Annotated in this window: 10 protein-coding genes and 1 pseudogene; all 11 read right to left on the reverse strand. The window is 38.6% G+C overall.

The genetic code is table 11. From position 1 onward, the window contains the following. Positions 1 to 92 precede the first annotated feature (92 nt). Positions 93 to 374, reverse strand: a pseudogene (locus BN1068_RS24030) (GNAT family N-acetyltransferase); the annotation flags it as partial. 1,063 nt (positions 375 to 1,437) lie between these two features. Further along, positions 1,438 to 1,584: a hypothetical protein gene (locus BN1068_RS23720; protein WP_175637165.1), complete on the reverse strand. Its 147-nt coding sequence runs from the start codon at positions 1,582 to 1,584 to the stop codon at positions 1,438 to 1,440. Positions 1,585 to 2,856: 1,272 nt separating this feature from the next. After that, a complete protein-coding gene (locus BN1068_RS15555) occupies positions 2,857 to 4,014 on the reverse strand; it encodes a YeiH family protein (RefSeq protein ID WP_254846789.1) in 1,158 nt (385 codons plus the stop codon). A 184-nt stretch (positions 4,015 to 4,198) separates the two neighbouring features. After that, a complete protein-coding gene (gene xsc, locus BN1068_RS15560) occupies positions 4,199 to 5,977 on the reverse strand; it encodes a sulfoacetaldehyde acetyltransferase (protein ID WP_077603740.1) in 1,779 nt (592 codons plus the stop codon). A gap of 136 nt (positions 5,978 to 6,113) precedes the next feature. Then, positions 6,114 to 7,028, reverse strand: coding sequence for a selenium metabolism-associated LysR family transcriptional regulator (locus BN1068_RS15565; protein WP_077603741.1), 915 nt, complete (start codon positions 7,026 to 7,028; stop codon positions 6,114 to 6,116). 154 nt (positions 7,029 to 7,182) lie between these two features. Further along, positions 7,183 to 8,373, reverse strand: a complete 1,191-nt coding sequence (locus BN1068_RS15570; protein ID WP_077603742.1) for an iron-containing alcohol dehydrogenase — start codon at positions 8,371 to 8,373, stop codon at positions 7,183 to 7,185. Positions 8,374 to 8,404: 31 nt separating this feature from the next. Beyond that, a complete protein-coding gene (locus BN1068_RS15575) occupies positions 8,405 to 10,315 on the reverse strand; it encodes a TRAP transporter large permease (protein ID WP_311200296.1) in 1,911 nt (636 codons plus the stop codon). 3 nt (positions 10,316 to 10,318) lie between these two features. After that, a complete protein-coding gene (locus BN1068_RS15580) occupies positions 10,319 to 11,371 on the reverse strand; it encodes a TRAP transporter substrate-binding protein (RefSeq protein ID WP_217697327.1) in 1,053 nt (350 codons plus the stop codon). A 62-nt stretch (positions 11,372 to 11,433) separates the two neighbouring features. Further along, positions 11,434 to 12,159, reverse strand: coding sequence for a GntR family transcriptional regulator (locus BN1068_RS15585; RefSeq protein ID WP_077603744.1), 726 nt, complete (start codon positions 12,157 to 12,159; stop codon positions 11,434 to 11,436). Between the two features lie 274 nt (positions 12,160 to 12,433). Next, positions 12,434 to 12,889 (reverse strand): GNAT family N-acetyltransferase, encoded by a 456-nt coding sequence (locus BN1068_RS15590; RefSeq protein ID WP_077603745.1) that lies wholly within the window; start codon positions 12,887 to 12,889, stop codon positions 12,434 to 12,436. 111 nt (positions 12,890 to 13,000) lie between these two features. Next, entirely contained in the window at positions 13,001 to 14,932 is a 1,932-nt protein-coding gene (gene thrS / locus BN1068_RS15595) for a threonine--tRNA ligase (protein WP_077603746.1), read from the reverse strand. Positions 14,933 to 15,242 lie beyond the last annotated feature (310 nt).

Below are 15,242 nucleotides of genomic sequence, written 5' to 3' on the forward strand. Positions count from 1 at the left end.
TTCGCCTGCTCATCCCAATACATAATATCCAGTTCTGTTTCCGAATGAGATACCAATGCCTGAAACTGATAAGAAATGGCTTCTGACACCTTGAATCCTTCACGGAAATAAAAGCGCAGCCGTTTCCCGCTATCCTCATTATTCTCATTTGCAGGCTCTACTTCTAAAATAATTGTTTTCCGCTTATCTTTTAACTGCTGAATCAGTTTTTTACCAATTCCTTTTCCGCGGGCTTTCTCAGAGACCCACAGAAAATCAACAAAGACAAAGTCTGCAAATTCCGCGTACATCATTATATGAAGGTCACTTTCGTCTTTATAATAATGTTCTGGTTTGTCCTTCAATAAAGCCTCCATTTGTTCTTTTGCTTTCATTTCCTCTACCGGAAAATATTCATTTAACCTATGGAACCAATCCACGATACTACCTCCTGTTACATTACTTCCTTCATTTTATAACAGGTCATTAAGAAAAGCATCTAAAGCCTCCTCAACCTCTCTTCTGCATAAAAAAATCTCTCTTTACAAGTTAAGAGAATGTTTCTTATTTCTCCGTAAACGCTAAAGAGAGATACTATTTTTTAGCTTCATTTAATTACTAAACTTTCGCACTTTAAAAAGTAACTTCCTATCCATAGGAATAGGAGTTGATCATTTCTTCCATATAACTGTTGACAAAGCGTAAACTCTATTTAGAAAGAAGGTAACGTGTAAGGCTACCGCTACGGCGGACCGTTTTGCTTTCCTAGGGGCACGCTCTTCAGCTAACTTTTTCCAAGAAGATCACTTGGCAAAAGTGGATCTTCAGATGGTGCTAATCCCTCAGGAGTCAAAACGGTCCGCCTCCGCTAGCAGAATGTTCTATACTGAAATAACTGAACAAATAAAAGATAGATCTGACAGAACGAATTTTTATATTGCATGGTGAACATGGCTCAGTAATCTTTATTTTTGGTGCATGAAAGCTATTCTCGATATGAATTATTCATGCTGTTATGATTTGAACTGCTAAAAATCATTTGAAACACCAGCATGATTTTTTATTTAGACTAAAAAATGATGATTTCATCTCCACTTCATCAGGAAATTATTTCTTCCATACGCTGTAGAATCCTATTAGAGCGCAGGCCAACCACGTAGACTCCTATGGGAACAGGGCGAGCTGAAGATCCACTTGAAAAGCGGGTTTCTTTTCAAGTTAGCTGAAGCCGTCCCCATGGCAGACTAAGATCGCAACGTCCTGTTGCAACGTCTGCACTAGTACGTCCTGTACGTCGGAAAGCGGAGTGGTTGGCCGGAACGGAAGCTATACACAATAACCTGTTCAAAAAATAAAAAGATGAGTTAACTAAAAGCAAGCATGTTAATAGAGACCATGTACATCCTGGAACAGCAAGGTTAGTATGTTTATGCTTAGGTGCGAAAGTTTAGTTAATTATTAAACTCTGACAAATCCGCCGAATAAGGAAACTAAAATAACACTTACAACACCGACTGCTACTGCTGCCATAAAACCGATATAAAACGGCTTAAGCCCCATCCCTTTAAACTTTTTAAAGTTCGTAGACAAACCGACACCTGCCATGGCAGCTCCCAGAAGATATGTTGTTCCAAATGAGCTTAGATTGTTATAAATCGATTCCCATGTACTCCCCGCAAATAAGCCAAAGGCATTTCCAGCACTTTCTAATGTAGCATCCCNGCGTACATCATTATATGAAGGTCACTTTCGTCTTTATAATAATGTTCTGGTTTGTCCTTCAATAAAGCCTCCATTTGTTCTTTTGCTTTCATTTCCTCTACCGGAAAATATTCATTTAACCTATGGAACCAATCCACGATACTACCTCCTGTTACATTACTTCCTTCATTTTATAACAGGTCATTAAGAAAAGCATCTAAAGCCTCCTCAACCTCTCTTCTGCATAAAAAAATCTCTCTTTACAAGTTAAGAGAATGTTTCTTATTTCTCCGTAAACGCTAAAGAGAGATACTATTTTTTAGCTTCATTTAATTACTAAACTTTCGCACTTTAAAAAGTAACTTCCTATCCATAGGAATAGGAGTTGATCATTTCTTCCATATAACTGTTGACAAAGCGTAAACTCTATTTAGAAAGAAGGTAACGTGTAAGGCTACCGCTACGGCGGACCGTTTTGCTTTCCTAGGGGCACGCTCTTCAGCTAACTTTTTCCAAGAAGATCACTTGGCAAAAGTGGATCTTCAGATGGTGCTAATCCCTCAGGAGTCAAAACGGTCCGCCTCCGCTAGCAGAATGTTCTATACTGAAATAACTGAACAAATAAAAGATAGATCTGACAGAACGAATTTTTATATTGCATGGTGAACATGGCTCAGTAATCTTTATTTTTGGTGCATGAAAGCTATTCTCGATATGAATTATTCATGCTGTTATGATTTGAACTGCTAAAAATCATTTGAAACACCAGCATGATTTTTTATTTAGACTAAAAAATGATGATTTCATCTCCACTTCATCAGGAAATTATTTCTTCCATACGCTGTAGAATCCTATTAGAGCGCAGGCCAACCACGTAGACTCCTATGGGAACAGGGCGAGCTGAAGATCCACTTGAAAAGCGGGTTTCTTTTCAAGTTAGCTGAAGCCGTCCCCATGGCAGACTAAGATCGCAACGTCCTGTTGCAACGTCTGCACTAGTACGTCCTGTACGTCGGAAAGCGGAGTGGTTGGCCGGAACGGAAGCTATACACAATAACCTGTTCAAAAAATAAAAAGATGAGTTAACTAAAAGCAAGCATGTTAATAGAGACCATGTACATCCTGGAACAGCAAGGTTAGTATGTTTATGCTTAGGTGCGAAAGTTTAGTTAATTATTAAACTCTGACAAATCCGCCGAATAAGGAAACTAAAATAACACTTACAACACCGACTGCTACTGCTGCCATAAAACCGATATAAAACGGCTTAAGCCCCATCCCTTTAAACTTTTTAAAGTTCGTAGACAAACCGACACCTGCCATGGCAGCTCCCAGAAGATATGTTGTTCCAAATGAGCTTAGATTGTTATAAATCGATTCCCATGTACTCCCCGCAAATAAGCCAAAGGCATTTCCAGCACTTTCTAATGTAGCATCCCCAATGGTCCGGATAACGGAAAGAATTAAGAAACCAATAACAAACAACGGGATAAATGTATACCACTTCGGTAATGTGTCCTTATCCAGTTTATCCTCTCCAGCTTCTTTTCTGGAATAATTGAAGAATATATAAGATACCAGCGGGATAATTGCAATAATAAATAAATTCCTTGTCAATTTTGTCACTGTCGCCGTTTCGATGACAGCCGGATTTTGGAAGAGCTGGTCATAAATTAATGCCGCTCCGGTTACCTGAGCAGTATCATGTATTGCTGTTCCTAAAAATAATCCTGCTTTAATTGGATCATCCGCAAATAAAAAATGTCCGAGGAAAGGATAAAGCATCATGCCGGTTAAACCAAAAATAGTAATATTAGCCACAGCATAAGAAATCTCATTTTCCTTTGCTTTAATAACCGGAGATGTTGCCATAATCGCGGTCACGCCACAAATGCCGGTACCGCTTGCAATCAATGTTCCAAGCCTCATGGACTGATTCATTTTCTTCGTCAAATAGAGTGTTAAAGCTAAACCGACAGATATACAGGCAACAATCAGCGGAATTCCAAATGCGCCAAGCTTTAATGCCTCCATCAGACTAAGACGTAAACCTAGCAGAATAATTCCGGTACGTAATACATACTTCATGGAAAAGCTGATTCCTTTTGTAAATATACCTGAAAGATTTATCACATTCCGGATAACAATTCCAATTAAAATCGCCACAAATATGCCGGAAACCGGTGTTGAACTGCCTTCTGATAATAATCCTGTCCATATCATGATATTTCCTATCAGTTCAGCACCATAAATACCTAAAAACATTACAACAACACAGAGCAGTAACCCAGGCAGTATGTCTATTAAAATGTTCTTACTTCCTGCTTTCCCCAAATTATCAACTCCCTTATGTATACTGCTTGAAAATCATTTAGCCTGACACACCGCTCTTAGTACTTTAAAATTACGTGTAAATATATCTAAAATTTCCGCACCGGATAAACCGGTACGGAAATTTATCATAGATGACCGTCGGTGAAAACTCCTATTGAAGGAAGTTTCGCTTTATTATATCAGATTATTCCTTTCCCCACACTTCATAATCCAGATGCTTATACTTATCAAGATATCTGGTTGGCATTTGCAATGCATCTCTCCGGAAAGGAGGTGCTAATTGTGTTCCATCCACATAAATATTGACAACTGTAGGTTTTCTCGCATCCAATGCTTCCTTGATAACCGGTCCAATATCTTCTGCATTTTCAACCGTATATCCTAATGCGCCCATTGATTTAGCAACCTCTGCAAACTCTGGTCCTTCAATATCAGATCCAACATAACGATCATCATAATAATCCACCTGATTCTTCTTCTCTGCTGCCCATGATTTATTATTGAATACGCAGGCAACTACAGGGATATTCTGTTCTACTGCCGTACTCACTTCATGTAAGCTCATTCCCCATGCGCCGTCACCAATGATTGCAACTACCGGTGCATCTGGCTCTGCCAACTGTGCTCCCAGTGCTGCCGGGTATGCAAAGCCTGTATTTCCAAATGTCAACGCCGCAATGTGACGTCTTGTCTGGTTAAATTTCAAATAAGAATTTGCTGTAGAAGAGACATTCCCGATATCTGTGGAAATAATCGTATTCTCAGGCAACACTCCTGTCAGCTCCAGCAAGGCACGGCGCGGGTTAATCGGATTCCCTTCCTCCATTGCCAAATCAATCAGTTCCTGATCCCATTCTTTTTTGGCCTTCGCAATTTCCTCTAATCTGCCCTGATTTTCTACAGCATCAGATACTTTTTCTGTTAATTTTTCATACAATGCTTTAGTTGCCGCATTTGCATCACCTATAATCCCCACTTCCACCGGATGCGTTCTGGCAATATTTCTTGGATTGATATCAATTTGAATAATTTTAGCATTCTTTGGAAAATAATCAATATCGTAACAAGGCAGGGTACCGAACACAGACAGCCTTGTTCCGATCGCTAATACCACATCTGCTTTCTTCAGGGTATGCATGGCTGCTTTTGATCCCATGTATCCAATCGGCCCTACAGCAAGCGGATGCTCTGCCGGAAAGGCATCATTGTGCATATAGGATACAGCTGATGGAATTGTTAAATGCTCAGCAATCTGCTTTACAACATTTACCCCATCAGAATCCACGGCGCCTCGGCCAGAAATGATCACTGGATATTTGGCATTCTTTAATAAATCAGCTGCTTTGTCTAATAAGACGGGATCCCCACTGCCGCGTGAGTCTACACGGTATTGATAAGGCTGTAAAATCTGATCCTCCAGCTCTCCATAAAATAAATCACGAGGGATATCATAAAGTACCGGGCCACGCTCCGCATAAGCTATCCGGAAGGCTGTACGTAAACAATCTGCAACTCTGCTTTTATGCGTAACTCTTACCGTTTCTTTTGTGATAGCCTGGAAAATCGAGACCTGATCTGCTTCCTGAAATCCGTCCCAGCCAATGGTAGGTGTACCGGCTGATGGCGATATGATTACCATTGGAGTATGTGCCTGATTTGCTGCCGCAACAGACGTCACCATATTTGTAATCCCCGGACCGTTTTGACCGATAACAACTCCTGCAGTGCCGGAAACACGTGTATAGGCATCTGCCATATGTGCAGCACTTTGTTCATGTCTTACCGGAAGGAAGCGGATTCCTGCTGTTGGAAATAAATCGAGCATATCCATAAATGCTGAGCCGACAATACCATAAACCTCTTTTATCCCTTCTGCTACCAGCGTTTCAACAATTGCTTCACTCGGAGTCATCTTCATTTTCTGATTTGTCACTTGTTTTACATCCAATGATTGCTTTGCCATTATAATTCCTCCTTGATTATACTTATATTTTATTTAAGAAATGCTTCAAATAATTAACCCTGGTACAGCATCATAAAATTTTTTTGCATCGTGTATTACAAACACCTCCTTTAAGGAATTATTTTGATAAACACTGTTACAAAGCAAGCTCCCTCCTTTTTTGCGTCATCTTATATAATTCTTCTAAAAATAATTCTGCTGTAGATTTCAAAACCTGATTTTTCCCATAAGCGGTATAAAAAAATCGATAGAAAGACACATCCTTTACTTTATATGCTGTTAATAAATTTAGCTTCTGCTCTTTTTTTATGGCACTTTTAGAAGTAATCGAGATACCTAGTTTTGCTTCCACTGCTGCTTTAATTGCCTCCGTACTGCCTAACTCCATTACAATATTCAGATCTTCCTCCCTGACACCGGATTGCTTTAAATATTGGTTTACTACGGCTCTGGTCCCTGATCCTCTTTCTCTTACTATCAGCGGCAACGCTTTCAATTCTTCCACTGATATGACTGGATTTTCTGATGAAAAAGATAACGGAGAAGCAATAAGAATCAATTCATCTTCTAAAAAGGATTCCACAACTATTTCTGAATCATCTATTGGCGTTTCAATCAAACCAACATCCACACGCTGGTCTTTAATATCAGAAATGATATTATTGGAATTAGTAATATCTACCTTTATTTGAATAAGCGGATACATATCTTTAAATTGTTTTAGAAACTCGGGCATAATATACTCACCGATAGTAAAGCTGCATCCAATACTTAATTCCCCATAGACTGTATTCTCTATTTCCGTAATTTCTTTTCGGGCGGTATCATTTAACCGGACGATTTCCTTAGCATAATTCATCAGGATTATTCCCGATTGAGTTAAGTTCACCTTTTTGGTAGTCCGTTCAAATAATTTCGTGCTCAGCTCCTCTTCTAAAGCTTTAATCTGTGCTGTGATGGTAGGCTGGGTGACAAATAACAGCTTGGCAGCTTCAGAAAAGCTTTTCTTTTCAGCAACAACTATAAAGGTTTTTAATTTTTCATAGTTCATATTTTCCATCCCATCAATCACTCATTTTAATTGTCAGGAACTTATCTATTATAGAGATACTGACATCACGACCAGTTAAGACATAAGCATTTACGAGTAAGATATTTTTTTCTGTTTCTCTTCAGAATTAATTGTATGATTAACCATGGTATAATTATACTTGTTCGATTGTTTTTACTTTGTTTAATTTGTCAACTAAATCTAAAAATAGTTTTCTTATATCAGAGCTTGCCGGAACAATCCGGTTGGTTAAAATTCCATTTCCATCCAGAGCATCCTTCGCCAGCAAATCAATATTACGCTGTAAATCCTGAAGATCAATAAATTTCAACGCATCCTTCCATATTTGAAAATCATCACAGTATTTTTCAATGATCTGTATCGATTGTTCAGCCAGTTCATGTATGTCTTTATTTGCTTCCGCCCCTAAAGCAACTGCAATTTGCGCATATCTTTCAGGAGCTGCCTGCAAACCAAAACGCATCACTAAAGGTAATAACACAGCTACACTTAATCCATGGGGAATATGGAATCTGGCTCCTAAAGCCCTTCCAGCTGCATGAGCTAAATTTGTAGAAGCATTTGAAAAGGCAATTCCCGCATACGTACTGGCCAGCAGCATCTCTTCTCTCGCCTTTATATTCATTCCATCGTTGTACACAACCGGTAAAGATCTCCCTGCAATTTGGATTGCTGTTAAAGCATATTGATCTGTCGCTATATTGGCTTTTGTTGATACAAAGGCTTCAATCGCATGCGTTATAGCGTCAACTCCGGTATACGCTGTGAAATTTTTCGGCAGGCTGCTTGTTAAAGCGGGATCGAGAATAGCTATATCAGGAATTAAATCTGGATGTCCCGGGTTCATTTTAATGCCCTTTTCTGTATCTGTAATAACCATCACCTTTGTTGCTTCCGAGCCTGTTCCTGCAGTAGTCGGAACAGCAATTAAAGGCAGTCTTTCCAAGCTGTCCTGCTTCGTGATCGCCTCCCAGTCCATGTGAGGATTCCTGTAGAAGAGAGCCGTTGCTTTGGCAATATCAATAGCGCTTCCTCCCCCAATTGCAGCGACTCCATTGATTCCTTTTTCTTTTGCAATGGTTAAAGCTGCGTCCAGATGGTCTGTTGTCGGTTCCCCTTGATAATCGGAAAAGAAGGTGACATCAATATTTTCCTGATTTAGAATTTGCATGATTTTATCATCATAATTTAATGGTTCTGTTGTTAAAAATTGATCTATCACCACTAACAAGTGTGTAACCTTTAGCTTTTTGGCACTTTCCCCTAAATTCTCCAGACTATTTTCACCTATGGTAATTTGTTTTGGCTGATAGGTAATATACATAAAAGCCCCTCCCTTTCTAATTTTTTATTATCTAGTTTCTTATTAACTCCGGCAGCCACATGCTAATTCCCGGAACATATGAAATTAACAAAAGCAAAACAATCATTGTTAACAGTAAATACTTATTCCCTTTAATAATTTCTTCGATTTTAATTTTTGCAGTACTTGCTGCCACAAATAAATTTACTCCAACTGGAGGAGTGATAAATCCAACAGCCAGGTTAAAGATCATGATTAGCCCAAAATGAACCGGATCCAGACCGATTGCAATTGCCATTGGCAGCAGTATCGGTGTCAAAATTACAATTGCAGCCAATGCTTCTAAAAATAAACCGACAAATAATAGAAATAGATTCAAAAGTAAAAGGATAACAAATTTATTTTCACTCAATGTAAGTACAAAATCTGCTATAATTTCTGCTACTCTTTCCAGCGTGATCAATCGTCCGAAAATACTCGCCATAACCATCAGCATGATAATAACGGAAGAAGTAATCCCTGCTTTAACAAGGCTTCTGTAAACGCCTTTCAAGCCTAAATCCCTATAAACAAACATGCCGATAATAATACCGTAAGCAGCCGCTACAGCCGCAGCCTCCGTCGGTGTCATAAACCCGCCATAAATTCCTCCCAAAATGATAACGGGAACTAACAGAGCCAGCTTTGCATCCCAGGCAGCCTTTGCCGAGCTTTTCAAATTAAACTCCTTCCGGTCCCCTTGCCAGCCATTTTTCTTGGAAATTATATAAACAACAAGCAACAAAAGGAGACCAGTTAAAACTCCAGGAATGATACCTGCAAGAAACAATTGGGAGATAGATTCCTGAGACACTACTCCATAAATAACAAGCGGATTACTCGGCGGGATAATAACGCCAATCGTACCTGCTGTTGCTACCACACCTGTGGCAAAACCGGCATGATAGCCCTGTTTAATCATCGCAGGAATTAAAAGTGTCCCAATAGCTGCAACCGTTGCCGGTCCTGAACCGCTTATTGCCGAGAAAAACATTGAAGTAATAATTGCCACTAATGCTAAACCGCCGGGCAAAAACCCTAATAATTCATCTGACAGGTTTAACAATCGTTTGATAATCGCTCCCCCGCCCATTATAATGCCCGCAGCAATAAAAAATGGAACAGCCATAATCGGGAAATTATCAATGCTTGTAAATGCAGTTTGCGGGAAGAAATCGACCGGAATAGCATCTGTGGCAAGAACAGTTGCTAATGTACTTGCTCCCAGAGCGAATGCGATTTGCATACCAATTAAAATAAATAGAGCAAAATAACCGAATAATACAAGTGCAATTGCTGCGTCGCCAAGAAAAACAATCGGCATAATCATCACGATAGCAAAACCGATCCCAAGCAGACCTTCCTTAAGAGACATTGTCTTCGTATCTTTTATAAACATTTGTATTAAACGGATCATAATCAACGCAAATCCTATTGGTATCGAGCTATATGGAATTCCCATTGGTATAGATAAAGCCGGAGTTGTCTGCTGTGTTTCAATCTGAAAGGATATCAGCTGAAAGCCATTGGTTACCATCATATAGCTGAAATAAAACATAAATAATAGATTCGCTAAATGAAGTGCACTTTGAATGGATCCCGGTAATCTATTAATAACTATACTGACTTGAATAGACTCCCTTTTCCGTATTGCCAGACTGGCTCCTAAAAAAGAGACAAATATAAATAAATATCTTGAAAGCTCTTCCGTCCATGTCGTAATATTTCCAATATCTAAGAACGGAAGTAAATAACGGTTAATTACCTGAAGATTGATTAGAATAATGAAAGTCAAAAACCCTGTGACAATGAGTATTTCTTCAAATCTGCGATCAAGTACGGAAAGACCCTTCATCCAAAAATTTGGCGGTTTGCTGGAATGATTATTTACTTTACTATCTACAGCCGCTTCCACTTGTCTCACCCTCTATTCTTCAAAGATACTTTCTCTTGTCTTCCCTAAGGTATCTAAGATTATGTCAACATAATCTGGCTCTGCATACCCTTCCCTGACGTATTGATCCCAGACAATTTCCGTCGCCTGCTTCCATTCCAGATACTCTTCATCGGTAGGTTCATATATTTCAATTCCATAATCAATAAATTGCTGCTTAGCCTCTTCATCCCTTTCTGTTGCTACAACTCTTTGCCACTCCATTGCTTCCTGACCAGCTTCCATAATAATTTCCTGCTGATGCGGTTCAAGCTCTTCGTAAAGATCCTTATTCATAACGAGAATATCTGAGCTGTAGTTATAATTTACTTCTGCTACATGAGAAAGAACCTCTTGATGCTTCGAATCCCAAAGTAGAGAATACGAATTCCCCTCACCATCCACAGTTCCTTGCTGCAGTGCTGTAAAAACCTCAGACCAGGCAACTGGAGTAGGACTTGCCCCCAGAGCTGTAAAGTCGGCCTGTTCTATTCTTGAATTTGTCGTTCTAATTTTCATCCCATGAAGATCAGATGGTTTTTCAATTGCTTTTTCATTATTAACAATTTGCCGGAAACCGTAATCTGGAAAGAAAATAACCTTAAACCCTGACTTTTCCATCTCTGCTCTGACAATATCTCCCGGCTCACCATCAATTGCTTTATATACCTCTTCTTTATTCTCAAAAATGTAAGGCAGATCCCAAGCCGTAAAATAATTTGTAAAGCTTGTCATATTTGGAGTGGAGGAGCTGGCGAAAGCGATACTCCCTCTTTGTGCACTTTCAATAACTTCCCTGTCATCTCCGATCAATCCATCGTGATACGTTTCAATAATGATTTTTCCATCTGATTTTTTCTCTACCAACTCTGCAAACTTATCAACCCCCTGTGAAACGGGATGATTCCAGGCTTTTGACTGGGCAGCCCTAAGTGTAATAACATCTAATTCTGTCGATCCGGAAAGTCTGGCTAACCTTTCATCACCTAAAAATACCATCATGAAAAATACGAAAACAACGAGGATCGGTAGAAACAGTCTTTTCATAACAGCCTCCATTTGACAGCGCTTACATTTCGAAGATAATAAAAATCATCGGGCACTATCAGTTATTTTTTATTTATGTTTCTTTTGGTTTTTATTCGAAATGTGTACATATCAGGGCGGTACTGTCCAATATAATACTCAACGACATTCCCTATATCATCAACAATTGTTCTTTCTACAAGCAATACGTTTGAACCATCAGGTATTTCCAGATATTTTGCCAGATGATCCTCAATTATTTCTGTTGTTATATACTGCTCTGCCTCATCCAGAACAATGCCTAATTCATTTTCCAATAAATCATAGATTGTTTCTTTATCCAGGTTAAATTCAGATAAACGTTCTCCAATTGATAACGGGTAGTAATGCCGTTCAATTGCGATAGGTTTTTCATCAGCATAACGAAGTCTTTCTATCATAAATACTTCTTCTTTAAATATTTCTATTCCATGCTTATCCGCAGATAACTTTTTAACCGTTAATAGCTTGCTGGTTGGCACCATCCCCATTCTTCTTACCGTTTCTGTAAAACTGTTTAAAGAAGATAGCCACTCTTGAATCGGAGGCTTTTTATTTACATAGGTTCCTTTTCCATGCACTTTAATTAATAAGCCGTCATTTACCAGTTTTGTGACAGCTTCTCTTACCGTCGTTCTGCTTACTGAATACATATCCATCAATTCTCGTTCACTTGGTATTTTTTCAATAAACTCCTGTGCTTTTATTTTTTCTTCTAAGCTTTTACTAAGCTGAACATGTAATGGAATATATAATGTATCATCAATCATCTTACTTTCACCCCATTGGTTGTGACGTCACTACCAGTTGTCGCTATTAAAAATTAAAACATGAATTTAATAATAAATCAATATTTTACGAAAAATTACATTATTATAAAATATTATTAGATTTATTAATAATTTTTATTAATGCTCAGAAGCGTATTTAGAATGGGGATTTTCTCGGTCGCTTCAAAAACTTTAGAATAAAGGAGCTTTTCAAATTATAAAAGAGCCGATGATTTTATTTATCATCGGCTCTTAATTGATATTTTACACACTTCTAGCTATCCAACAGCAGCACTGCTTCTTCTTCAACAAATTCGCCTGTCCGCTGAAAACCGCTATGTTCATACAATGTTATAGCAACATGATTGTCTTTTACAGCTGATGTGCGTAATTCTTTATCCGGATAATCTTTTTGAAATTCTTCTATAAATTTACTTAAAGAAGCTTTTCCATAGCCTTTACCTTGAAAATCCTTTGCAATCATAAACCGTTCCATCCACCATGAATCTTTATCATACTCTTCATCTGCCAGATAATAAGAATACATTAAAAATCCGACCATTTCCTCTTCATGATAAATAGCATATGGATGCTTCTCTTCCTCTTCATAAACGGCTTCCAAAACAGAATACCAATTTGGAGCTACAAAATCTTTTTGGTTATCATTTACCTTTAATAGCGAACATTTTTTATAGTTTGAGCTGTCAATTTTCTTAAATGTAATTGTCATCCTCACTCATCCCCTTCAGCTTTAGATGATAATTACATTTTATACTACTTAAACAAGAATGAATAGTAATTACGCAAATTCTTCCAGGCCTTTTTTCCTAACTCTTCATCATCATACATGCATTATTGCTTTTTCTGCAATCTCTTTTTGAAGGCTCTTTAACACTTCCATAATAGACAAGCTCTGACTCTGCTTCTCTCCATATTTCCGTACATTTATTGTTTGATTTTCTTCTTCCTCATCTCCAATAACAAAAATATAAGGGATTTTCTTCATTTGTGCTTCTCTTAATTTTAATCCCAGCTTCTCTTCCCGAGCGTCTGATTCTATACGGATACCTACATCTTTAAAAGTATCTTTTAGATGGTCAGCATAGGATTGATGCACAGATGAAACGGGCAAAATAACAGCCTGAACAGGAGCCAGCCATACAGGAAATGCACCTGCAAAATGTTCAATCAGAATTCCAAAAAAGCGGTCAATGGATCCGTAAATTGCTCTATGGATAACAACTGGACGCTGCTTTTCATTATCTGCATTAACATAAGTTAAATCAAATTTCTCCGGCATTTGAAAATCAAGCTGCAACGTTGCACATTGATGGCTCCGCCCTAAAGCATCTTTAATATGAAAATCAATTTTCGGTCCATAAAATGCTCCATCTCCTTCATTTACTTGATAAGGCAGGTCTATCCGCTCTAAAACATTTGCCAAAGCCTGCTCTGACATTTGCCAGGCTGCATCTTCCCCCATTGAATTTTCTGGACGGGTAGATAATTCAACAGTGTAAGAAAAACCAAACACACCATATATCTCATCAATTAAATGAATTGCTTTTTCCATTTCTGCTTCAATTTGATCTTCCCTTACAAAAATATGGGCATCATCCTGGCAGAAAGTGCGGACACGAAGCAATCCGTTTAAAGCTCCACTGTATTCGTGACGGTGCACCTGCCCAAACTCAGCCAGCCTGATCGGCAAATCACGGTAAGAGCGCAGCTTCTGTTTATAGATCAGCATATGTCCTGGACAATTCATCGGCTTTAATGCAAAATTTGTATGGTCAACTTCGGAAAAATACATGTTTTCATGATAATGATCCCAATGGCCGGATTCTTCCCAGAGCTGCTGATTCATCAGAAGCGGTGTACGTACTTCCTGATAACCCGCTTTCAACTGTGCTTCGCGGGAAAACTGCTCCAGCTCCTGACGGATAATCTGGCCATTTGGCAAATAAAATGGCATACCTGGTGCTTCTTCAGAAAACATAAACAGCTCCAGCTGCTTTCCTAATTTACGGTGATCTCTTTTCTCAGCCTCTTCTAAGAAATGCAAATGTGCATCTAAATCCTTTTTCTTCGCAAATGCAATTCCATAAACGCGCTGAAGCATCTCATTATTGCTGTCTCCACGCCAATATGCCCCTGCCAGTTTTGTAAGATGAAATGCCTTTACATAACCTGTTGACGGTAAATGAGGACCTCTGCATAAATCAGAGAAATCGCCCTGTTCATAGACAGTAATAGCTTCATTTGCAGGAATACTTTCTAACAGCTCTACCTTATAAGGCTGATTCTGCTTTTTAAAATAAGCCTGAGCATCCTCCAAAGAAAGCTCATATGAATGAATTGGAATATTATCCTGAATGATCTTCTGCATCTCTTTTTCAATTTTCACCAAATCAGATTGATTAATGGACACTTGACATTTCATATCATAATAGAAACCATATTCAATAACCGGTCCAATACCAAACTGAACATTTCCTTTTCCGTAGAGGCGTTCCACAGCCTGTGCCAAAATATGTGCAGCAGTATGCCGCATAACGTTTAATCCCTCCTCTGAATCGAGTGTCAAGAGTTCAATATGACTCTCTTCCGAAACAGAGTAACTTATATCCACCAGCTTCCCATTCACTTTTCCTGCAACAGCCTTCTTTGCTAAAACTATTGATATTTGTTCTGCAATTTCTCTTAAAGAAGTCCCTTTTTCTACATTTTTCTCTCTTCCATCTGGAAATATGATCTTTACTTCATTCTTCATTTTATCGCCACTCCTCCTATTAATTATCTTCAAACAATAAAAAAGCATATTCGTCCCTCTATAACAGAGGGACGAATATGCTTTTTCGCGGTTCCACCCAAATTCCCGCCAAATTAATTTGACAGCTTCATTTCTGCAGTAACGTTGCGTAATTACGTCGTCAGTTGTTACCCTGACGCAGCTCCTGAGGTGGTAAATTATCCTTCCGGTTAGAGAGCTCTCACCTGCTGCTCCCCTCTCTTTGAAACTTCCAAATAATTCATATCCTCTTCATCGCTTTTTCTATTCTAATAACTTTTATGATACTAAA

Source organism: Oceanobacillus sojae, from assembly GCF_900162665.1.
GTDB classification, from domain to species: domain Bacteria; phylum Bacillota; class Bacilli; order Bacillales; family Amphibacillaceae; genus Oceanobacillus; species Oceanobacillus sojae_A.